18 protein-coding genes are annotated in these 21,562 nt (G+C 62.0%); 12 read left to right on the top strand and 6 right to left on the bottom strand.

Features of this window, described 5'->3' with window-relative positions; genetic code table 11:
• Nucleotides 1–243: 243 nt before the first annotated feature.
• Nucleotides 244–504: a hypothetical protein gene (locus FMM79_RS19245; protein ID WP_148629101.1), complete on the bottom strand. Its 261-nt coding sequence runs from the start codon at nt 502–504 to the stop codon at nt 244–246.
• 47 nt (nt 505–551) lie between these two features.
• The gene (locus FMM79_RS19240) at nt 552–3,887 is read right to left on the bottom strand and encodes a TM0106 family RecB-like putative nuclease (protein WP_148629100.1); all 3,336 of its coding nucleotides are present in this window, start codon (nt 3,885–3,887) and stop codon (nt 552–554) included.
• A 36-nt stretch (nt 3,888–3,923) separates the two neighbouring features.
• Here FMM79_RS19240 and FMM79_RS19235 point away from each other — a divergent pair, with 36 nt between their 5' ends.
• The 8 genes from FMM79_RS19235 to FMM79_RS19200 all read left to right on the top strand — a co-directional run bounded on the left by FMM79_RS19235 (nt 3,924) and on the right by FMM79_RS19200 (nt 11,119).
• Nucleotides 3,924–4,943, top strand: coding sequence for a YafY family protein (locus FMM79_RS19235; RefSeq protein ID WP_240339314.1), 1,020 nt, complete (start codon nt 3,924–3,926; stop codon nt 4,941–4,943).
• A 35-nt stretch (nt 4,944–4,978) separates the two neighbouring features.
• Complete coding sequence (locus FMM79_RS19230) at nt 4,979–5,215, top strand: hypothetical protein (protein ID WP_148629098.1); 237 nt, start codon at nt 4,979–4,981, stop codon at nt 5,213–5,215.
• 99 nt (nt 5,216–5,314) lie between these two features.
• Nucleotides 5,315–6,436, top strand: coding sequence for a DNA repair exonuclease (locus FMM79_RS19225; protein ID WP_148629131.1), 1,122 nt, complete (start codon nt 5,315–5,317; stop codon nt 6,434–6,436).
• Complete coding sequence (locus FMM79_RS19220) at nt 6,433–9,063, top strand: AAA family ATPase (protein WP_148629096.1); 2,631 nt, start codon at nt 6,433–6,435, stop codon at nt 9,061–9,063. Before FMM79_RS19225 ends, FMM79_RS19220 begins: the two co-directional genes overlap by 4 nt.
• Nucleotides 9,064–9,183: 120 nt before the next feature.
• Nucleotides 9,184–9,426 carry a ribbon-helix-helix domain-containing protein gene (locus FMM79_RS19215; protein ID WP_148629094.1) on the top strand — a complete coding sequence of 81 codons (243 nt, stop codon included), beginning with the start codon at nt 9,184–9,186 and terminating at the stop codon, nt 9,424–9,426.
• An 18-nt stretch (nt 9,427–9,444) separates the two neighbouring features.
• The gene (locus FMM79_RS19210) at nt 9,445–9,867 is read left to right on the top strand and encodes a putative toxin-antitoxin system toxin component, PIN family (protein WP_148629092.1); all 423 of its coding nucleotides are present in this window, start codon (nt 9,445–9,447) and stop codon (nt 9,865–9,867) included.
• Between the two features lie 356 nt (nt 9,868–10,223).
• Entirely contained in the window at nt 10,224–10,544 is a 321-nt protein-coding gene (locus tag FMM79_RS19205) for a DUF736 family protein (protein ID WP_067734781.1), read from the top strand.
• Nucleotides 10,545–10,894: 350 nt separating this feature from the next.
• On the top strand, nt 10,895–11,119 hold the full coding sequence (locus tag FMM79_RS19200) for a hypothetical protein (RefSeq protein ID WP_148629091.1): 225 nt from the start codon (nt 10,895–10,897) through the stop codon (nt 11,117–11,119).
• 72 nt (nt 11,120–11,191) lie between these two features.
• On the opposite strand, the gene FMM79_RS19195 is transcribed toward FMM79_RS19200, so the two are convergent.
• From FMM79_RS19195 to FMM79_RS19180, 4 genes are all read right to left on the bottom strand, one after another.
• Nucleotides 11,192–12,127 carry a nucleotidyltransferase and HEPN domain-containing protein gene (locus tag FMM79_RS19195; protein WP_148629089.1) on the bottom strand — a complete coding sequence of 312 codons (936 nt, stop codon included), beginning with the start codon at nt 12,125–12,127 and terminating at the stop codon, nt 11,192–11,194.
• A gap of 78 nt (nt 12,128–12,205) precedes the next feature.
• Nucleotides 12,206–12,454, bottom strand: coding sequence for a helix-turn-helix domain-containing protein (locus FMM79_RS19190; RefSeq protein ID WP_148629087.1), 249 nt, complete (start codon nt 12,452–12,454; stop codon nt 12,206–12,208).
• A complete protein-coding gene (locus tag FMM79_RS19185; protein WP_162528557.1) occupies nt 12,451–13,650 on the bottom strand; it encodes a site-specific integrase in 1,200 nt (399 codons plus the stop codon). The genes FMM79_RS19190 and FMM79_RS19185 overlap by 4 nt, the downstream gene beginning before the upstream one ends.
• A complete protein-coding gene (locus FMM79_RS19180) occupies nt 13,643–14,887 on the bottom strand; it encodes a site-specific integrase (RefSeq protein WP_162528556.1) in 1,245 nt (414 codons plus the stop codon). Before FMM79_RS19180 ends, FMM79_RS19185 begins: the two co-directional genes overlap by 8 nt.
• A gap of 527 nt (nt 14,888–15,414) precedes the next feature.
• Here FMM79_RS19180 and FMM79_RS19175 point away from each other — a divergent pair.
• The 4 genes from FMM79_RS19175 to FMM79_RS19160 all read left to right on the top strand — a co-directional run bounded on the left by FMM79_RS19175 (nt 15,415) and on the right by FMM79_RS19160 (nt 21,466).
• On the top strand, nt 15,415–15,714 hold the full coding sequence (locus FMM79_RS19175; RefSeq protein WP_162853567.1) for a ribbon-helix-helix protein, CopG family: 300 nt from the start codon (nt 15,415–15,417) through the stop codon (nt 15,712–15,714).
• A gap of 145 nt (nt 15,715–15,859) precedes the next feature.
• Entirely contained in the window at nt 15,860–17,923 is a 2,064-nt protein-coding gene (locus FMM79_RS19170) for a type IV secretion system DNA-binding domain-containing protein (RefSeq protein WP_148629081.1), read from the top strand.
• Nucleotides 17,920–20,883 (top strand): MobF family relaxase, encoded by a 2,964-nt coding sequence (gene mobF / locus FMM79_RS19165; RefSeq protein ID WP_148629079.1) that lies wholly within the window; start codon nt 17,920–17,922, stop codon nt 20,881–20,883. Before FMM79_RS19170 ends, mobF begins: the two co-directional genes overlap by 4 nt.
• Nucleotides 20,884–20,914: 31 nt before the next feature.
• Nucleotides 20,915–21,466 (top strand): lytic transglycosylase domain-containing protein, encoded by a 552-nt coding sequence (locus FMM79_RS19160; protein ID WP_371710963.1) that lies wholly within the window; start codon nt 20,915–20,917, stop codon nt 21,464–21,466.
• The last annotated feature ends 96 nt before the right edge of the window (nt 21,467–21,562 follow it).

Raw genomic sequence — 21,562 nt, 5'->3', positions numbered from 1 at the left:
TTAAGCTCGATGTCCGGCTCGATACCTTCTAGATCTGTGGTCAACATCTCGGTGAGAACATCTGTGGCAATGCGGAACGCAACATCGCCGAGAGCAGTCGTGCCAAAGAACCCAACGCTTTCGCGCTCAGTAGCCCGTTTGCAGCCGCCTAATTCGAACCAGATGCTTGCCTCAACCGGGTGGTCCTACCCCGGTAGTGAGAAGCATCTGGCAGAACATCCTGATCGCGTGACTGTTAAGGAATTAGGCCGCCATCAGCTCGAAGGGCGACCAGTTCGCAGCGGACGAGGTCTCGAAGAACACCACGTCGTGTTCGGATAGGCGGATAAACTGCTTGGGTTGGATAGAGACTCGCTCCCCGGCATGGACCATCCAGATGAGGCTGTCCGTAGGGCAGTTTGCCCGCACGAGGAGCGATGCGGTGTCGATCATCTCTTCGTCGAAGCCGAGAAGCTGACCGTCGACGTCGACGATGTGGCGCAGTCCGATGCTCGAGAAACCCATTTTCGATCTCCTTCATTCGATGAAAGGTAGATTCGCATACGTGGGTGTCAGAAGCTGTCACCTCCATGCTCACGTAGCAAACAAAGTGCATTCACCAGCATCATCTCGGGAACGGTGCGACACGGCGTTTCGAGCAGAAGCGGACTTGCGAACACGACAGCGGACGCCTGTGCACGGGATACCGCGACGTTGATGCGGTTTAGAGAGAAGAGGAAGTCGATATCGCGCGGCAACTCCTCGCCGCTGGACGTCGTCATCGACACCAGGCAGACCGGAGCCTCCTGGCCCTGGAACCGATCGACCGTCCCGACGCGGATACCGGGCGGAAGCGCAGCCCGCAGTGCGTTTACCTGAGCATTGTAGGGTGCTACCACGAGGATGTCCGAGTGGCCGACGATGCGCTCCGCTCCATCGCGTCCGTGATAGGTCGACCCGAGGACCTTGGAGATCTGCTTCTCAATGGCCTCTATCTCCTCCGGGCAGACTTGGGATCGTCCGGTGTGGGCGATGGATCGGACGCCGGAACCTAAGAGCGAGGTTCCGTCGGCGGCGTTGAGAGACTGCTTGCCTGCCGCCTCGTCAGGATGGAGCCGGTCCTCGTAGACAGCAGCCGAGATGAAGCCGCAGATTGAAGGGTGCATCCGGCGGCTGACCGGCATGAATATGCCCCGGTCGCCCGGCACGACCCGGTGGCCGTCGATCAGATACTCCAGGCAGGATTCCCCGCTGCGGCCAGGATGGGTCCCCTGAAGCGGTTGGGGCAGCTGCATCGGATCACCTACGAGGACGAGGTTGCGAGCAGCCCTGGACATCGCCATGATGTTTGCAAGTGAAACCTGCCCTGCCTCGTCGACGAACAGATAGTCGAATGCGGGGGCGTCATAGCGCGCGAAGTGCCAAGCGGTTGCTCCCATGACATGGGCACTTGCGATCTCTGGCGCATCGTTGTTCTGCACCAGCGTGATCCCCGGATGGGCGTCGTCATCGCCATCGTCGTTTGCCTTTTGAACCACGCGACAACTCACACCCTCGGTTGTCGCCCGGTCCGCGATGGCTTCCAACAGGTTGCCAATCGCCTTGTGGCTGTTGGACGAGACGGCGATCCGCTTTCCGGAACGGACTAGATCCACAATCGACATTGCGCTCACATAGGTCTTGCCAGTTCCCGGCGGCCCCTGGATTGCGAGCGTAGTTGCAGCCATATCGGCGATCGCGCTACTGGTCTGTGTTGGAAGATCGCCTTCGGTGTCTATGATCCCTCCGGGTCGGGGGCCGCCCGAGAACTCAGGAAGGGCGCGCGTGAGCAGCTGTTCAATCGCTCGCGCTCGACCCGTGTCCTGGATGATCTCTTCGATGACCGTAGCTACAGCATTGCGGAGCGTGCCGTTTGCGATCGGCTTGCCAGGTATCAGGTCGAGTTGATCGGGCAGGGGGCCTTTCGTAGTCGACCGGCGTAGCACAAGGGTGCCCGATGCAGCATCAAGCTCGCGCAGGTCGACATCTTCCGGCATGGCCGCGGGTTTTACACACGGCTTCTTTCCGGCGCGGAGCTTCGTCTCCTGTAGTGGAAAGCGGTAAGTCCTCTCGAACGACTTCGCGGTGACCTTTACCGGTTCGCCAACCGCCTCCAGCCCCTGGATGCATTCGAGGTCATCGATCAGGTCCTCGCTTTCCTGTGCAAGACGGTCGAAGATCGCCCACCACGCAGGCTTGTCTTCCCGCTTGTGGAAGAAGTTGAGATCAAGGAGCAAGTCGGCGACCTCAACGCCCAACCGAGACCGAACAGGCCCGAGCCGCGCTCTGAGCGCCTCCACTTCCTCATCTTCGGTCGCGACGTTCGAGAGGGCGCCTCCATCCGGAACCTCACCGAGGCGCGGCCAGGGCATCTCGGCGGGACGGACGTCCTTCAAGAGCCAATCCCGCAGGAGCTGTGTGGAGATGCAGTCGGTCCGATTGTAGTCGTAGATCTTGTCGAGAAGCTGATCGTCGCCCGTCTCTCGCCAGTTCTCGTAGAAGACGACGCTCGCACCGGCGGTGGCGACGTCCGCCTCGCGCTTCGGCATGTAGAAAGCCTCGAGATCCTTGATCGAATATCCCTTCTCCGATGCGATCAGCGAACCGGAGACGACCTTGAACAGGTCGACGAAGCGCCGTTCGCGCTGGAGCTGGTCCATAGCAGCCTCGCCAACGCGATGTGCTGCCGTCAGCCGTCGGAGCGCTGCGATCTCGTAGTTGGCGTAGTGGTAGATCCGGGCCAGCGGGTGCGTCCGTAGATGCTGGACGAAGAATTCCAGCAGCTCGGCAACCGCACGGCCCTCCGCCTCGCGGTCGTGCGCCCAGAACGCGCGGAACGTCCACTCGCCATTGTCGCGAAACCAGACGCCATGGAGATATTCCAGGCCGCCCTCGTAATAGGGATCCCCCTCGATGTCATAGAACAGGTCCCCCTCATCCGGCTGAGGCATCAGGCCGAACCCCTTACCAAGTTGGAAGTCGCGCAGCTCAAAGCCAGGCGGTCCCCCTTCGCGGCGCTTTCTCTGGAGTTTCGCTTGGGTTGTCAGACGAGATTGGACCTCCGGGGACAGTTTGGGGACCTTGCGCTCCATGTCCGCGAGGCCGTTCAGGGTCGTCACGCCGAACGCCTCGAGCTTTCCGCGCTGGGATTTGGTAATGCCCGCTACGAGCGACAGACTGTCGGCTCGCTCCCATTCGGACCGGCAATGATCCTTCCATCTGCAGAGGCCGCAGCCAGAGACAGGTTCTGACCGGGTTTCCGGTCGATCCTCGAGGAACGTCTCTAATACCCCCCGGGCATGTCGTGCGTAGGAGGCGACATCGGTCAGCCGGACGGAGAACCGCGATCCGTCGCCGAGCTGAAGGTGAGCAGCCTCGGGACGCACCTGCTGCACGTCTGTCAGGAGGTCGGAATACAGCGAAAGCTGAAGGACGTGCTTGGGATCGGGCTTGCGCTTCAACTTTGTGTCGACGACCTCATAGGACCAAGGCCCGAGTGCGGACGCTGTGTCGGTTCGCTCGAGGAAGTCGGTGTAGCCGCCCCAGGCTCCGCCGAACAACGCACCCTGGAAGATCACATCGGGACCTTCGCGCATCGCTGCGGTCGTGAGTTCGACCGACTTCTCTAACGGAACACCGTCCTTGGCGATTTCGACGATCGAGCGGCCCGACTGACGGAGGCTTTCAAGGAAGGCGAGTTCGTGTGCATCTCCTTGGCGTTGGAGAAGGACTGCTTCGTCGCCGTCCGCTGAGGGGGCGATGTCACCAACTTCGATGTGCCGTAGATCGAGCGTCGTGGCGTGTCGGCACCCCTTGAACCGCATCAGATCGGAGGCGGACAGTCGAAGCTTTCCGTCGAGCATGCGCATTATAATTCCCCTTTTGAATCGATCTAACATATATGGGTGTCAAAATCTGACGGGGTTGTCGTCATCGCCTTCTCGAAAGCACAGGAACTGCTGAGGCTCGCCATGTTGGCGACGGGCCGTCGGGGCGTAACCCTCGACGACATCAAGGAGGAGTTCGCGTGTTCCGAGCGCACGGCTCAGCGCATGACCATCGCGCTGCAGGCTGCGTTTCCGCAGACAGATCATTCGATCGGTGACGATCGGCGGGCGCGCTGGAACATCCCGGCGCGCGCCATCGCTCCTCTTCTGACCCCGTCATCGAAGGAACTTGTCGCCCTCGCCGAGGCGATCACGCAGCTGGAGCACGCCGGCATGCCGAAAGAGGCCGCCCATGCTCGCAGCCTGGAACGGAAGGTAAGGGCTCTGATTCCGCCAGAGAAGGGCACGAAACTCGACGTCGACAAGGAGGTCATCCTTGAGGCGTTGGGCCATGCCGCCCGTCCGGGGCCGAAGCCCTCGGCCGACGAGGAGGTTCTCGAGGTGATCTACGAGGCGCTTAAGGGGCCGAGCCTCCTGCGCATCATGTACCGCAAGCGCGACGAGGACGAGCCGAGCGAGAGAATCGTCGCGCCGCATGGCCTGCTGCTGGGAGTTCGTCGGTATCTGGTAGCGCGTGATACGGCCAAGGGGCCTAAAGCCAATCTGCGCCACTACCGGGTTGAGGAGATCTACGAAGCCGAGATGCATGCAGGATCCTTCCGGATTGATCCGGGCTTTAACCTCAAGCGCCATGCCGAGAAGGGGTTCGGCTCCTACGAGAGTGAACAGGAGTTTGGTGAGGTCGTCTGGCGCTTCCGGCCGGATGCAGCGGCGCAGGCGCGTCGCTACGTCTTCCATCCGACCCAGACGACGGAGGAGGAGGAGGACGGCTCGCTCGTCGTGAAGTTCAAGGCATCCGGATTCTTGGAGATGACCTGGCACCTGTACTCGTGGGGTGACGCTGTGGAGGTGCTGGCGCCGCCTCCCTTGCGTGAAATGGTCCACGAATACCGCCGTGTTTTCTCGGCCTTGCCGTGAGCGGGTGGCAGCTTGGATATGCGTAGGGGGGGGGGATGAGTTACCTTGATGACCTGATTGAGAACGGCACCGGCTTTCAAGTGCGGCGTAGTCCAAGCGGCGCTTCGTTCAAACCCACCGGAGGGTCCGACGCCGAGATGGAGGCATTTCAGGCGGTCGCACGCACTCTCATCCGCAATGACGGAGATGGTTATCGGATCACCAACACGCACAGGACAAGCGATCAGGCACGGGATCTCATCGACATCGTGATCGTGACCATAGTCGAATAGTTTCCACCTATCCTGTGCGCGAAAACGTAGGGGCGACAGTTTTTGTCACTCTCTCGTGCAATCAATTTTCGGACGGAAGCGAAGGAGTGATTCGTGGGAATGCTCAAGATCATCCACAGCGCCGACTGGCAGCTGGGAAAACCGTTCGGCCGCTTTGCCACAGACGTTCGGAACGCACTTGCCGAGGCCAGGCTCGACGCGATCGACCGGCTTGGCGAGACTGCTGCAACAGTGGGTGCTGGACATATCGTCGTTGCCGGTGACGTCTTCGACAATGTCGAGCCCGGGGACCGCATCGTGATGCAGGCACTATCACGAATGGAGCGGGCTCCGGTGACATGGTGGCTGATGCCTGGAAATCACGACCATGCGCGCGCAGGCGGACTTTGGAGCCGAGTGCGCGCCAAGGCGCCTGCGTCCGTCCGGATCGTGGATGTGCCGGAACCTGTAGAAATGGAAGAGGGCGCCTGGCTCCTTCCCGCACCGCTAGAACACCGCAAGACGACCAACGATCCCACAGCGGCGATGGTGGATATGGCGACCCCGCCCGGCGCCTTGCGGATCGGCCTGGCACATGGCTCGATCACCGAGTTCGGGGCATCGGGTGAGAGTTCCAACATCATCCCGCCCGACAGAGCGAAGTCGGCTGGGCTCGACTATCTCGCCCTTGGCGATTGGCATGGCTACCTCACGGTTGGCGACAGGACCGCATACAGCGGCACTCCTGAGATCGACAGGTTCGGCCGTGAGGAACCCGGTGGCTGTATCGGCGTCGACGTGCGGTCGGGCGAGACCCCCGAATTCAAGCGGATCGAGACCGGGAGGTATCGCTGGCTCGATCGACGATGGAACGTCGCAAGCATTGACCAACTCGATCGGGAGATCTCTGATCTGCGCTTCGAGGCACGCCTGTCAGATGTCCTCCTCTCGCTCAAACTGACTGGCGTCACGAGCCTGGCCGACCGCGTGGCGATGTTCGCAGCCATCGAGGATCGATTGGCTCATGAAGTGCGACACCTCGAACTCGCCACCGAGGAACTGATCGCACAGCCGATGGCAGAAGACGTAGCGAGGATCGATGTGCAGGGGGCACTTGCCGACGCAACGGCCACGCTTCGGGCGAGGATTGAAGGCAGTGGCCCGGACGCTGCCATCGCGGCTGCCGCACTCGAGCGGCTCTATATCGAAGCGCTCCGGTTCGACGCGGAGGCGGTGCGATGATCATTAAGAGCCTCGAAGTCGCCAACTTTCGCAAGTTTCGAGATCCCTTGCGGATCGAAGGATTCACGGATGGTCTGAATATCGTCGTTGAACCCAATGAGACGGGGAAGTCGACGCTGTTGGAGGCCCTCCGTGCGGCCTTCTTTATCCGCTACTCAGCTAAGACCGAGCTAGTCCGCTCCTACGTTCCCATCGGCGACGACGTAGCGCCGCGCGTATCAGTCGGCTTCCATGTGAGGGGCGAACCCTGGACGCTCGAGAAGCAGTTCATGAAGTCGCCTTCGGTCCGGCTTGCAGGGTCGAGCGGACGCAAGGAAAGTGATGCGGCGGAGGAGACCCTGCAGGAACTTCTGGGCTTCGAGCGCGGGAACAACCGCGGCAGCGATCTCGAAACACGTGGACCGCTTGGTATGCTCTGGGTTGAACAGGCGACGGCGCTGGCCGTCGAGAGTCCCAACCGCATCGTGCGGGACACCGTGCGCGGCGTCCTTGAGTCGGAGGTCGGCGCTGTGACGGGTGGTCGTCGATTCGACGCAATCCGATCGAATGTTGAGGTAGCCTATTCCGCTCTCCGCACTCCGACAACCGGGAAGTCACGCGGGGATCTTGCATCGGCTGAAGTTCGCGTGGCCGCGGCAACTGAGGCGCGGCAGGCGGCCGAAGCGAACTTCCGAGAGTATGAGAGCACTCTCGGGGAACTCGAGACGGCAAAGTCCAGGCTCAAGATACTGGAGCGCGATCTTGTCGATCCTGAGGTAAGTGCACAGCGGAAGAAGCTTGAGGCGGATCTTAATACGGCCGAGACCGCCGCGCTCCGCTCGTCAGCGGCCGAGGCACAGCTCGGACGGGCCGATGAGGTCGTGAAGAGCGCAGCTCTGCGGATTGATCGGCTCGATGGGGCGGAGCAGCGTGTAGCTACGGCGGAGTCACTCGTTGAGGAAGCTCAGTCCAAGCGTGAGGAGGTTCAGTCCAAGCTGGATACAACGAGCAACGAAGAAAAGTCACAACGTCAGGCATTGGAAGCTGCCCGCGAAGTAAGCGGAAAGGCCGACGCGGAGCTGCACGCTGCTCGCGAGCGCAGTCGCGTTTTTGCAACCGCCGCTGGCGCGCGCCGGTCGATTGAGGCACGCAAGGCACTCGCTGGTCTCGAGGAGCGTGAGAGGGAATTGGAGGGGGAATCAGCCCGTGGGATAGGCGGCGATGACCTCGACCTGGTGGCGAAATTGGAACTCGCAGCCATTCAGGCTCGCGCCAGGTTCGAGGCTGGTGTGGTTAAGGTGGAGGTTGAGCTATCTGAAGGGGCGTCACTGCGCATCGATGGCGAGGCGGCAGATGCCGGGAGCGTGGATGTCTTTAAGGCAACCCGGTTCGAAATGGGCGATGCCGGAGGGATCATCGTCCGTCCCCCTGAGGGAGCCAGCCTCACGATTGAGGCGGACCTTGCTGCGGCGGAGGGCGAGAGGGACGCGGTGCTGAAGCGACTTGGCATCAAGTCGCATTCGGACGGAATTGCACTTAACGAGCGAGCTGCGGCGGCGGCTCGCGAACTGATTGCGCTGCGAAAGCAGATCGCTGCGATGTGTCCAGGGGATCCCTCGATCGCGCTTGCTCCTGGGGCCGATGCGCTTCGAGCATACGTTGCATCGCTGGGCGAGGTCCTGACCGACGTGAGGGTCCCGACAGACGACATTGACGCGCTGCAAACGGCAGTGACCGATGCCAAACTGCGAGAGGCCAGTGTATCCGGCAGACGCGAGGATGCTAGGGAGGCATTGTCCAAGGCGGAACGTGACAAGGCGAAAGCGGATGCCGATCTTGCTGGTGCCATTCGTGAATCGGATGCCGCCTCCGAGAATTTGCAAAATGTCCTCATCGCTGGTGGCCGCGATGATCTTGAGGCAGCGTTGCAGAAGGCGCAACGTGATCGGGCTGCCAAGCTTGATGCATCGGAAAGCGCTCGCGAGGGGAGTAGCGCATTCGATGCCGATGCGATCCGCCGTCGCCTTGAGAACATTGATCGTGCGACTAAGCGCGCAGGCGAGGAGCGCCTCGAACTAACCGCAGCGATCGCGACCCTTGAATCTGCGATTTTGAGGGAAGGCACAGTTGGGCCTGCAGGGCGTGTTGCCGAGACCCGCGACGAGGAAGAGGCCGCCATCTTTGCCTGCGAGCGCTTGAAGCAAGAGGCGGATACGTTAGACATGCTGCGTAAGGCTCTCGCACACGCGGCGGAGGAGGCTTCCAGGAGGTTCCTTGCGCCTGTTACTGCACGTGCTGGCCGTTACATCCAACGGCTCCTGCCTGGATGTGATCTCTCGTTTAGCGATGAGCTCGAGTTAGCAGGAGTGTCGCGAGCAGGCATCGACGAAGCGTGTGGCGGTCTGAGTCGGGGCACTCAGGAGCAGCTGGCGATCTTGACGCGGTTGGCCTTCGCCGATCTCCTCCTTGAGGACGGGGCTCCGATATCGCTCATTCTGGACGATCCGCTGGTCTACTCTGATGACGCGCGTCTTGAGACGATGACTGATATCCTGCAGGATGCGGCCAAGCGGATGCAGGTCATCCTCCTCACCTGCAGGTCGAAAGCGTTCCGCCACGTGGACGCCAATCGGATCTTCCTTAAATGACGTCGGGTCCCCATTTGATCGGAAATCCCTGATGGCGAGGTCCCAACGATCCAATAGTCAGCCCAAAATTGCGCTTAAGCGCTTATGTTGATATACGCTTACCGTCAGGAGATGCACGCCATGGGCGAAGAAATCACACGCTGGTCGGTCAACGTCGATAGCCGCACGGACATCGATCTTCGCACTTATCTCGCCCAGCGCGGCATGAAGAAGGGCGATCTCTCGAAATTCATCGAAGACGCAGTCAAGTGGCGGCTGCTGGATTTGACGATGGCCGAGACGCGCGAAGCCTTCGCTGATACCGATGCCGCCGAACTGGACGCTCTCATCGACGAGGCTGTCAGCGCGGCGCGATCGAACTGACAATCTGATTTCCCAGGCATGCGCATCGTTCTCGACACCAATGTCTTGGTGAGCGGCCTCTTGTCGGCGACTTCTCCGCCGAGTGAGCTGCTAGGATATTGGCGGCAGGGCCACTTTCGTCTGCTTTGCTGCGAGGAGCAACTCGAGGAAGTGCGACGTGTGACGCGCTATCCTAAAATTCGGGAACGCCTAGCTCCAGCGATCGCCGGACGACTGGTCAATGAACTGCGCGGTCTGGCAGACATGGTTGACCGGTTGCCCTCTCTGGATGTCTCGCCTGACCCCTGGGACAATTATCTTCTCGCATTGGCGCAGGAAGGCCGGGCCGATTACCTGATCACAGGCGATAAGTCGGACTTGCTGAGCCTTGGTCGGCATCGCGAAACGCCGATCGTCACCGTGCGGCAGATGCTCGAAAAGTTGGGTGGATCTGGCTCCTGATCTTGCGATCATAGCTCCGTCCGACCGAGGCCCTCATGATGCAGTGCTTCTCTTGAATGTGGCAGCACAGATCTAGAGCCTTTGAGATGCAGGTTCGCCTTCCACTTGAATGATCCCGAAGCCATCGGCTCCGAAGGCAACGACCTGGAACAGCACGCACGTCTGCCAAACCATCGCCTCCGGCTTATTTCCCCGCCCGCCTTGGCGGGCTCCTCGCGGCCGCTCCGCTTTCAAATAAGCCTGCGGGCTCCGGTCCTTCGCTGCCGCTACGGCCTGACGGTTAGCAGCCGCGCTGGCGCCGCTCCGACGGTCTGCCCATCGCCCGGATGGTTCGGGCGACCATCAGGAGAAAGAATATGCCCGCAATCGGTTTCGTCACTCGCTCAGGCTCGACCTTCAAGGGTCAGCTCCGCACCATTTCCGTCCGCGCGGAAATCGAAATTTCGCCCAACACCAACAAGACTGCCGATAGTCAGCCGGATTTCCGTGTTACGTCCGCGGGTGTCGAGGTCGGCGCAGGCTGGCAGCGGCGCAGCGAAGCTTCCGGCAATGAATACGTTTCCCTGACCCTGGCGGCTCCCGAGTTCGGTCCCCGCAGGCTCTACGCGAACCTCGGCCGTGCCGCCGGTCAGGACAACGAGGAAACCTACGCGATCATCTGGAATCCCGCCGACTGACAGGCACATCGCTCCCCGGCTCGCAACCGGGGAGCTCCATAACTACGAGACGTTGATTCACGCGCGGGGAAGGGGGCTGAAACCGCCCCAATGGACAGCGCCTCGCACGAGAGGTTGGAATACTTCTCTCAGAATGCCCATGGTGTCATGCGGCGTGCGTCCGCCTCAAGGATGAGCGGTTCCCCCAATTTTGCCGCTGCCTCCACTTCGCTGCGCTGCGCTCCGGCCCCGGCAAAATCGGCTCCCCCACTCACCGCTGCGCGGCGTCCGGGCTGTGCCCGGACGTCCTTGACCCGGCCGCACGCCGCATGAGCCGGCGCCCCTGTCATTCAAGAAGACAGGAGGCTAGCATGCACACGATTTCGAACACAGCACAGGCCGACAACGCTGCCTACTTTGCAGCCTGCACGCGGGCACATCACCGCGCACGCAGCAGTTACTTCACGCAGTACGTGATCATGGATCGGGAGGTCGGTTATATCGCGGTGGATGAGGGGGACTACAGCCCCATGCCGATGGAGATGATTGACAGGGTGGTCTACGCGGTCACCGGCAAACTCGACGACGAGTTTTGACCGGATCGGGGAGAGGGCCGGACAGGCTCTCTCCAGCACGTCCGTGTGTCGCCCAGGCCGCGTGATCGCCTTTCACACGCCGCGTTCGAGTTCCACCGCCTTTTCCAAAGCGGCAAGTCGTTCTGCACACACAGCGCTCGCGACCTGTCCCAGCGCCTCGATCCTTTCACTCAGCCATTCGATCTCTTCGATCGAAATGCGGTAGTGCTTGCTGTAGCGCGCCTTGACGTAGGCTTCCCGGAGCTTGCTGAACATCGCCCGATCCTTGCGGCTCTCTCTCGGCCATACATCAACCAGCCGTAGATCCAGCGTTTCCGCACGCGTTCTGAGAAATGCGAGGTTGTGATTGTGGGGTGTGTAGAAAGTGCAGACGAGCAGCGTGCCATGATAGAGGAACTCCGCAGCCTGATGCAGGTTGAACACCGCTTCCTTTAACCGCCCCTGTTTTGTGACATACAAAGCGGTGTCACGCCGACCAGCCGCCGCCGGAAACCACTCGTCATAGTATTCTCGGGCCATCTTGAGGGCGGCTTGTGGCGCCTTCGGCTTCGGCCGGTGGAATTCGACATCGTCAGATTCATACAGGGCGATGCCGTCGCGCGCGATATCCATGAAAAAGTATCGCCCATGAGCGAGGCCGTCATTCACCTGCTGCAGCGAATGAACGATGAAGTTGACCGGGGTGCGAAGACTCCCGGTAATGCTGAATTCACGCAGGAGGCGATCGTCAAGCTTTGCCCAGTGCTCGGCACGATCAGTCAACTTGCTGTCGTTGACAACGATCAGGATGTCGAAATCCGACTGATAGCCCTTGGCCGTGTGCGGCTCATCGACCCAGCCGCCGCGCGCATAGCTGCCGTAAAGCACTATCTTCTTTATGCGGCTGCGCTTCTTGCGATCGCTGGTGACCAGCGAATGGGCATCCTCGAATTCCTCGAAGATGAGCTGGACAACACGTTCGAGTTCGCGTTGCTTTGCCGGAGGAAGGTGATCGATATTGGTTCTCACGGGCGTTTCCTTAGCAAGCCCTTCCGAACGATGCACGTCTTGGGCGCAATGCCGCGTCTGGAAGGGCGTTGTTATTTTCTATCTGTCGATGTCGGCTGCAGCGCGAGCGATCTCCCGCACCGCTATGAGCAGGTGCCGACGAAACCGGCGCCGTGAGATATGCAGCCTTCGACAGATCCGTTCCGGGCTCCAGCCACGGTAGAGCCTGAGCCGGATGACGATGGTCGCAAGCCGCGTCATGCGCGGCGCGGCCCGAAGCCAGATCATTTGACCCACCTCCTGCTCGGCCTGACCCATTTCAGCATGATCATGTTCGCTACTGGTCATGACGCGCCTCCACCGGTTTTCGTCGGCGTGGTTGGCTCTTTGCCCCGCCGCGTTGGCGGCTCCACCTGATCGAGGATCAGCATTCCGATCCGTTCGGCGCTGGCCCTGAGCGTATTGTCTGCCAAGTGCGCGTAGCGGGCAGTCGTCTGGATGCGCTTATGTCCCAGCAGCCGGGAGACGGTGAACAGGCTTTCGCCCGCCATGATCGCATGGCTGGCAAAGCTGTGCCGCAGGTCATGGATGCGCAGCGTTCCCGGAAGGTGGGCTTCCTTCCGCACCGAGAGCCACACAGTCCTGACCCGTTCGTAGGGTACGGCCTCTCCGAACTGGAAGACCTTGTGGCGTCCGCGCGCGGCCGTTCGTCGCCGTCTGTACGAGGTGAAGAACCGCCGGGCTGCGGTCCCCATCGGAACATCGCGGGCGCCGGTCTTGCTGTCTCGAAGCCGTAGCCGGTCGGGCCGGACATCCTCCCAGCGCAAGGATAGAATCTCGCCCACCCGGCAGCCGGTGAGGAGCAGGGCTTCGAGGACACCCGCCGCAGGACAACCGATGTTCGACCTGCGCGTAAGGACGCCGCCGAGGCGGGCCATCTGCGCCCTGGAGAGGAACGTGCCGATAGCGCGCCGCCGGTTCAGCCGAATTCCGACCGCCGGGTTCGACCAGTCTGGTGGCAGCATGTCCCACCGCTGAGCCGAGGTGAGCATATGGCTCAGAATGCCGAGTGCCCGGTTTGCACCGCCCGGGCTGGTCATCCCGTATCGCTCGAACCAACACACAACATCGCGGCGGGTAATGGTATCGATTGGGCATGATCCGAATGCCGGGAGCAGTTGCAGCCGGACGTAGGTTCGATAGGTCCGGAGGCCCGACGGTTTGAGGTTTGCCGCATGCCGCAGTTCATGCTGGGCGCACAATTCGCGGAAGGTCACAGATCGCCTGACGGGTTTTCTGTCTCCGGCTAGGAATGCGACCGCCGCCATTCGGGCGGCTTTCACCCCCATGGCCGGGAAGGTCCCAAGTGTCGATCTTACAGGAAGGCCATTGGATCGTTCCCGCACTTCCCATGTCTTGGTGCCGGATGGACGCACGCGCAGACTGAGGCATGCCTGACGTTCGTCGCGCAGTGCATATTCGCGTGCTCCTGGTCGAGCTCTGCTGCAGATCGCGTCGGTCAGTTGCGTCTTGAGGTTAGCCATTTCCCACCTCCGTGAGGGTGCCCGCGAACGACCGGACGCGCTGCTGCGAACGCGCGCGGGAGGGACGGTGTCGGGTAGGTGAGGGTGCGCCGGGATCGGAGAGGGCGTCATCGATCAGCCGCGAGACGCGGTTTGCGGATCGCTTGATCGCGGAGGTCGGCATGTGCGCATAGACGAGTGTGCTGTCTATGTCGTGGTGCCCGAGAAGGGCGCCAACCACCCTGAGATCAAGCCCGTTCGATACCCCGACAGAGGCGAAGTGATGGCGTAAGTCATGGAGCCGCAGCGTGGGGACCCCGGCGGCCTTCCTGATCTTTTTCCACGCGAAATCCACCGACGATCTCGGGGCATCATCGTTCATACCGGGGAACACGAAACGCGTGCGGGACAGGGAACGCCGCCGATCGAGAATGGCCACGGCGGGGGCACAGAGCCAGACCGTCCTCGGCCCCGATTTCGAGTCTTCCAGAACTGCCCGGCCGTCTTCGACACGATCCCATTCGAGGGTCAGGATCTCGCTCTTGCGGGCTCCTGTGAGAAGGAGCAGCCGGATGACGTCGCACGGATCAGGGTAGAGCTCGGCGTGCCCTTCGATCGCCTTCCACAGGCGGCGCATGGTGGCAGGTGTGAGGTGACTGCCTCGCTCGCCCCGCGCCTTCTTCCGCAGACCTCGGCACGGGTTCGAGCCGCCTTTGCGCAGTCCATGATCCTCGGCGTAGAGCATCATTCCTGACAGCGTCGAGAGCGCCATGCGCGCCGCGCTCGTCGTCCGGGTGAGCTCCTGATGCCATTTCATGACCTCGCTATGGGTGACCGCTCGCACCTGGCGAGCACCGAGCGGGGGAAGAATATGGAGGCGAGCGGCCCCCTCCATGACCCGTCCCGTGGATGGTTTCCATCGCCGATCTTCTCCGAAAGCGAGATAGCCCGCCATCACTTCAGCGACGCTTGCCGTCTCGGAATAGAGGCCAGAGTTGCCCTTTTGCGGGGTGGGCAGGGGCGCCGAGCAGCACACCCGCGCGGACTGAACGGGAAGAGAGAAGGCATCCCCCAGGGTCTTCCGGCGGGTCTTACCTTTGCCGCTTTCAAACACGATCCAGGTTCTCGAACCGGACGCTCGCAGACGAAGGGCCAGGCCCAGGGCCTCGCTGTCGTGGATCAGCTTCTCGCCCGTTGAGGGCAGGGGCAATGAGGGAATGTCGACCCCGGCCAGGTCGATCTTTTTGGTGCGGCGCATTGAAGCACTCCATGTCTCCGGCGCAGACGCGCCGGGGAAGAAGCGCGTCACCGGGGCAAGTTCCCGGGGACACGCGGGGAACTTCATGGACAGCCATTGCACGCACGATTTTGCCGACACCGAGTCCCTCGATCCGGACCGAAGAAGGACAAGAAAAAGTCCATGACCTTCAGCCTTTTGACCCTCCCGGGCCAGGACTTGCGGGCGCAAGAGCAAGCTCTTGCGTGTTGTCGTCACTCATGCCCCAAGGGGCAATTTTGTAATGCACCGTCCGCACGGGTGCTGCGCGCGTTTTCTGCGCTAGTTCAGTGCCTTGCAAAGGGTGCCGTGTCACCCGCTGGACGGGGTTGGCGTCATACCGGTAGTATCGCGATTGAGCCTCCCATCGCGAACCCCTTGGGCTTCCTGGCTTTTCCTGCGTGTGCCACGGCGGACAGCGGCATTTCTTGAGTTTTCTGCCGGTTTGCGGTAGAAAACTCCTGCTTCATGACATTCTGACGCCGGGCTTCGCGCAGCGGAGCAATGGCATGCACAGAATAAGCGTCCGGGTGGACGACACCCTTTACCGGCGACTTCAGCGCCGGGCCTACGGCGCAAACCTCACCTTATCCGAGTTCGTCCGCCAGGTTTTGGGCGAAGCAGCCGATCCCGACGGGCGCTACATTTATTCCTCGCAGGACGAGGTTCTGGCGACCTCGATCCAGATCCTGACCTTGCTCGCCACCTCGATCGGCGCGCGTTCGCCCGAACTTCTCGAGCGAGGGATGCTCGATGCCCGCGCGATCCTCGGCGAACGGGGCCTCCTCGATCCGGAGCAGGACCGATGAAGGGGGGCATGTCAGGAGGCTCGCGGTACCCAAAGGGTGCGGTGTGGGCGTCGCCAGCTGGGCACGGCGCTGTCCCTCAACCAGTCCAGATGGGGCTGCGTTTCGGGGCTGAAGCATTCCCTGTTGCGCAGGAGGGAAGGCGCTCATGAGCATTTTCCGCAACGATACCCTGGGGAGCTGGACGCGCGGCGGGCAGTCGATCGTCCATAATGTCCGCATGACCACGCAGGTCTTTTCCCAGACCGTAATGGCCGGGCTGGGATTGTGGGTGATCCTGACGGTCTGGTGGGTGCTGGAACATATCAGTGACTATCAGCGCTTCGTCCTCCTCAAGCTTCTTGAAGCGAGTATGAAGGTTCAGGCCGCCCCCGGAACGAACGATCCCGTCCTCTTCAAGACACCCGCCGGCTCCCAGTACTGGACCTCGGCCGACTGGCTGTTGGCATCGCCGATCGCCGCGAAAACCCTCCATGCCTTTGAAGCTGAATGCATCCGGGGTGCCATATTGTCGGGAGCAGGTTCGCTCGTCGTGCTCGCCTGCGCCTGGTATGCCTTTACCCGCACGGGCAGGGGGCTTGGCTCGAACGAATACCTGCGCGGGGCGCGTTTCGGGACCGTCAGGCAGGTCAGGGGGGTGCTGTCCAAATTCGAGCGAGGAAGTTTCCGGATCGGCGGTGTTCCTGTGCCCGATGCCTTTGAGCCGGAACATATACTCCTGTGCGGCGCCCCCGGCACGGGCAAGACGAACATCATCGTCAAGATGCTCGAGGGCATTCGCAGGGAGGGCAAGCGCGCGATCGTCTACGATACGGCAGGGACCTTCGTTGAGAAGTTCTACCGCCCGGGAAAGGACATCATCCTCAATCCGCTCGATGCCAGAACGGCCCACTGGTCGCCCTGGGGGGATGTTCCGCGCGAATATCACTACGACCAGATGGCGGAATCGACGATCCCCGACAAGGCGGGCGATCCGTTCTGGGCAAGGTCCGCGCGCGGGACCCTGGTCGCGGTCCTGAGGAAGCTTGCGCGCGAAGGCGAGATGCTGGTTTCGGTTCTCCTCGACCGCCTGCTGCGTTCCCGGCTCAAGGACCTTGTCGCCTTTGCGCAGGATACCGAAGCGGCCGCATTCATCAGCCTTGAAGGAGACCGGACATCGGCCGGAATCCAGGCCGAACTCGCTTCCGTCATGCGCAGCTTCTCCTACCTTGACGATACCCGCACGGGCCTTTCGATCCGCGACTGGGTAAGCAACGAGGAAGGAGACAGCTGGCTCTTCATCACCGTGAAGGCCGACCAGCTTCCTTCCTTGCGACCGCTCATCACCGTCTGGCTCGACATCGCGATCTCGGCGATCATGAGCATGGCTCCGGATCACCGGCGTCGCCTCTACTGCGTCGTCGACGAACTACCCACCCTGCAAAAGCTGCCGTCCCTGTCGGACTTCCTTGCTCGCGCCCGCAAGTACGGCGGCAGCGGAATTCTCGGGTTCCAGTCCTACCCGCAATTGGAAGCGACTTACGGGATCCAGGATGCTGCGGCGATCACGGGCTATTGCTCGACCTGGGTTGCGCTTCGGGCGAACGACACCCCCACTGCCAAGCACGTTTCGGAGAACCTGGGCCAGGTCGAACAGATCGAGGCGAATGAAGGCATGTCCTACGGCGTCAACGACATGCGCGACGGGGTGAACCTCTCGCGCATGCAGGTAACGCGCCCGCTCGTCATGCACACCGAGGTCACCAACCTGCCCAATCTCTCGGGCTATTTGCGCTTCGGCCGGGACCTGCCGGTGGTGCGGTTCAAGGACAAGTTCAATGCCTTGCCGACGATTGCCGAAGGCTTTGTGGAGCGTGTCAATCCTCCGCTGCGTGACGGAGACGGCGCTGCGATCATTGCTGCCCTACGGGCGCAAGAGGAACCAGAGGTGTGCTCCGAACCCGGTCAAGCGGGCACTGCGAATGGAAATCCAGGCCGGCGCGAGCAGCGACGCAATCCAGGCAGAAAGTCCGGCGATGCAGATGGTCAGCCTCCCCGCGAACCTGTTCCCCCCGTATCGCCGGATACGGGCGAGGCCATCCCGGACGACAGTCCAGGCCAACCACGCGAAGTGCAGGACTTCACACTTGGCGCAAAGCGCGGCCGTCCGCGTATCGAGATCGATGTCTATAACCGTGCCGGCGGACCGTCGCGCAAGGCCCGTCCGGCATGATCCACCCCCGCCGTCTCAAGGGCACTTCAGGCAATATCGCGCGCTATTATACGGTGGGCGACTATTACACCAAGGGTGGTGACGAACCCAGCCAATGGGGAGGGCGCCTTGCGCACGAATTCGGGCTCGAAGGTAAGGTCGATCATCATGTCTTTGCCGAACTGCTTGCCGGGCGCGTGGCCGGCCAGCAGCTTGGACGGCATCGCGCGGACGGGGAAATCCAGCACCATCCCGGATGGGACTTCGCGGTCAATGCACCCAAGTCGGTTTCGATCATGGCGCTCGTCGCGGGCGATGAGCGGATCATCGAGGCGCACGAGGGCGCGGTGACGGCGGCGCTTTCCTATCTGGAAGAACATGCCTCGCTCCGCCGGCGCGAGGATGGTGCGATCATCCACGAGACGACTGGAAGACTGCTCTTCGCCCACTTTACCGAGCATGCGAGCCGGGACCTTGACCCGCACCTTCACACCCATGTCGTCGTCCTCAACATGACCAATCGCGAAGTGGACGGGCCCATGGCGAGCCTCGAAACCCGGGCCATGTTTGCCGAGCAGATGGTGGCGGGACAGGTGTACCGCAACGAACTCGCGCGGGACCTGCGCGAGCAAGGCTTCGAAATCGAATTCGACCCGCGTCGGGGCCTCTTTGAGATCGCTGGCGTGCCCAAGGACTTCATCCGCGAGACCTCACAGCGTTCCCGAAAGATCGATGCTCATGCGCAGGAGCATGGCCTTACCGGGCAGGCCGCGCGCCGTGCGTCTTTCTACGAAACGCGTGGACCCAAGGTCAAAGCGGGGCTGGGCGACCTGAAAGAGCAATGGACCGAGCGTGCAAAGCCTTATGCCAAGGAGTTGGCCGCGCTAGCGATCCGGGCGGCAGAGCGCGAAGGGCAGGGGCTGCAAAACGATCCCATGGCGAGCCGGCGTGCAGCCCTGTTCGGGATCCGCCAGGCTGAAACCCGCGAGGCCGTTTCGAATCTGGGCTCACTCTATCGCCATGCGCTGGCGAGCCATGTCGGGGAGGTCCGTCTTGCCGAAGTGCGGCCACTCATCGGTGCGCATGAAGCACGGCGCAAGCTGCTAGCGGTGCGCGAGCTGACCGGCGATCGCCCCTTGACCCGGGGGCGCACAACGCGGCGCAGTGCCCGCCTCGAGCAGGCATTGTCGCGCGAACTCGCCCTTGCACTGGATGATGCCCGGCCCATTGCTCCGTCCGATCGCCTGCTGGCACGGCTCGAACACGCAGGGCTCAATCCGGCGCAAGAGCAGGCGCTGGTCATGCTCGCGTCATCGCGCGACCGCGTGACAGGGCTCCATGGCGTCGCCGGTGCAGGCAAGTCGATGCTGATGCGTACGCTTGCCGAGGCGGCCGAACCGGGAACGCACTTTCTCGCTCTGGCGCCGACTTCCTCGGCTGCCTCCAATCTAGGCGACGGGGCACGCGTTGATGCCAGAACCGTGGCCAGCCTGTTGGCAGGCGGCGGGCACGGGATCACCGATACCCACGTCCTGCTGGTCGACGAGGCGGGGCAATTGGGGAACCGGCAGGCTCAACGCCTGCTCCAGATAAGCCGGGAGACAGGCGCGAGGCTCATCCTGCTGGGGGACAACCGGCAGACTGGCGCGATCGAGCAGGGCAAGCCATTCTGGCTCCTTCAGCGCCTGGGACTTCCGACCGCCGAGCTGACGGAATCCATGCGTCAGGAAACGCGAACGATGAAATCCGCGGTCACCGAGGCCCGCGCTGGCAACTATGCCGCTTCGCTCGAAAAGCTCGACAAGGTGGTGAGCGGGGCAAGCGCGGAACGCCTGGCGAGGGGACTCGTCGAGGAATGGACTCGGCTCAAGCCGGAGACCCGCGCGACGACCAATATCCTCGTGCTCGAGAACGAAACCAGGCTTCTGGTCAATGCGAAGATCCGGGAGACCTTGAAGTCCGAGAGCGCGATCGCGGCCGAGGATACACGCCTCTCGGTGCTCACGCCCGCAGGCATGACCGCCCAGGAAAAGCACTTCGCGCGCTTCTATTCCGGCGGCCAGGTCGTAACCTTCGCGCGCGATCTGGCCGGTCCTGGCATTGCCCGCGATACCGAGTACCGGGTGGCCGGTCTCAGCCAGGATGCCAATGGCAGACAGGTCGTTCGCCTTGTCGATGAGAATGGCCGCATGATCCGGTGGGATCCGCGCCTGGGGCAAGCGCGTCACGTCAACGTGTTCCACCGCGAAGAGCGTGATCTTGCGCAAGGCGACCGCATCCAGTGGCGGCTCGTCAACCGCGAACTGGACCTCAAGAATGCCGAGCGCGGTTCGGTCGAGAAGCTGGAAGGGAGCCTTGCCATCATCCGCTGGGACCGCGGGGAGCGCGTCCAGACCATCGACCTATCCCTGCACAAGACCTGGGACCACGGTTATGCCGAAACGGTCTATTCCGCGCAGTCGAAGACCTATGCGCGGGTCTATGTCCTGGCGCCGGTCAATTCCGCCCTGGTCAATGGCCAGAACTACTACACGGCGATCACGCGCGCGCGTCTGGGCGTCAAGCTCTGGACCGAAAACGAGAAGAAGCTCGTCGAAAAGCTGGAAGCCCGGACCGGCGAGAAAACCTCGGCGCTGGAAGGGCTCGGTCGGCTCGATCGCGATACCGCGCGCGCCCTTGCCGATCGTCATGCAGGCCGTCTGGCGCAGGCGCGCGAGGACCAGCAACATCGTCGCCAGGATCGGCGCGACCAGCTGCTGGAACGTCAGCTTGATCAACGCCGCTCACCGCAGGGCCTGGGTGAGCATCTCGCAGAAGGCGCGCGCGGCATTGCGGAAATCATGGATCGTATCCTGAAGTCGGCACTTGACCGCCGAGCCAGCACCGGCCGCAGTCATGCGCACGCAGGCAGGGGACATGCTTCGCCAGCCGCAGATCAAGATCACCAGAAATCCAACGATCGATCCGGTTTTGACCGCTGATGCCATTGCCTGACTGTGAAGGAGTTCGTCCATGATCGCCAATGTCCTTCGACCAACGCTATTCGGGCAGGTGTCTCGTCTTTGGTTACCAGCATCGGCTTTCATGTTTTTGGCAACACCGGTCCATGCCGCGGTGCGCAAGTCTGATGAGGCCCGTATTGCCAGTTGCATCCACGGCGCTGCAGCGGGCCGTCCCTGGCTTGAAAAGACTCTTTGGGGCCTGCGCGACCAGGAGGCGGGCTGGATCGGTGCAGAGGTCGAAAACACCAATGGCACACACGATCTTGGCCCCTTGCAGATCAACAGTTGGTGGGTACCGAGGATTGCAGAGCTAATGGGCAGGTCAGGGCCTGAGGTCCGCAATTGGCTCCGCTTCGATGCCTGTTTCAACGTGGATGCGGCCCGCTGGATATTTCTCGCGGCGCTGCGTGATACAGGAGACTTTTGGCGGGCGGTTGGGGTCTACCACAGCCCGACAGCCTGGCGGCAACGGCGCTATTCGCTGAGCGTGGCGAAGCGCATGAAACGCCGGTTCGGAGACAATGCCTTCGGTCCGGCTGTACCTGCACCCTGGTCGCAATAGTCGGCGGCTAACCTGAGATTCCCGGCACCGGTGTCGGCTCGCGCCGACATAGCCGTCGTTCGCGGCGCTCGAGCAGGTCCTCGAAACCTGACGTAG

Origin of the sequence: Novosphingobium sp. BW1 (assembly GCF_008107685.1) — a bacterium.
In the GTDB taxonomy this organism is placed as follows: Bacteria; Pseudomonadota; Alphaproteobacteria; order Sphingomonadales; family Sphingomonadaceae; genus Novosphingobium.
This window is presented reverse-complemented; position numbering and strand designations above follow the sequence as displayed.

Coding starts and splice junctions, on each gene's coding strand:
- FMM79_RS19245 (WP_148629101.1), bottom strand. CDS start 504: ATGGGTTTCTCGAGCATCGGACTGCGCCACATCGTCGACGTCGACGGT.
- FMM79_RS19240 (WP_148629100.1), bottom strand. CDS start 3,887: ATGCGCATGCTCGACGGAAAGCTTCGACTGTCCGCCTCCGATCTGATG.
- FMM79_RS19230 (WP_148629098.1), top strand. CDS start 4,979: ATGAGTTACCTTGATGACCTGATTGAGAACGGCACCGGCTTTCAAGTG.
- FMM79_RS19225 (WP_148629131.1), top strand. CDS start 5,315: ATGCTCAAGATCATCCACAGCGCCGACTGGCAGCTGGGAAAACCGTTC.
- FMM79_RS19220 (WP_148629096.1), top strand. CDS start 6,433: ATGATCATTAAGAGCCTCGAAGTCGCCAACTTTCGCAAGTTTCGAGAT.
- FMM79_RS19215 (WP_148629094.1), top strand. CDS start 9,184: ATGGGCGAAGAAATCACACGCTGGTCGGTCAACGTCGATAGCCGCACG.
- FMM79_RS19210 (WP_148629092.1), top strand. CDS start 9,445: ATGCGCATCGTTCTCGACACCAATGTCTTGGTGAGCGGCCTCTTGTCG.
- FMM79_RS19205 (WP_067734781.1), top strand. CDS start 10,224: ATGCCCGCAATCGGTTTCGTCACTCGCTCAGGCTCGACCTTCAAGGGT.
- FMM79_RS19200 (WP_148629091.1), top strand. CDS start 10,895: ATGCACACGATTTCGAACACAGCACAGGCCGACAACGCTGCCTACTTT.
- FMM79_RS19190 (WP_148629087.1), bottom strand. CDS start 12,454: ATGACCAGTAGCGAACATGATCATGCTGAAATGGGTCAGGCCGAGCAG.
- FMM79_RS19185 (WP_162528557.1), bottom strand. CDS start 13,650: ATGGCTAACCTCAAGACGCAACTGACCGACGCGATCTGCAGCAGAGCT.
- FMM79_RS19180 (WP_162528556.1), bottom strand. CDS start 14,887: ATGCGCCGCACCAAAAAGATCGACCTGGCCGGGGTCGACATTCCCTCA.
- FMM79_RS19175 (WP_162853567.1), top strand. CDS start 15,415: ATGCACAGAATAAGCGTCCGGGTGGACGACACCCTTTACCGGCGACTT.
- FMM79_RS19170 (WP_148629081.1), top strand. CDS start 15,860: ATGAGCATTTTCCGCAACGATACCCTGGGGAGCTGGACGCGCGGCGGG.
- mobF (WP_148629079.1), top strand. CDS start 17,920: ATGATCCACCCCCGCCGTCTCAAGGGCACTTCAGGCAATATCGCGCGC.
- FMM79_RS19160 (WP_371710963.1), top strand. CDS start 20,915: ATGATCGCCAATGTCCTTCGACCAACGCTATTCGGGCAGGTGTCTCGT.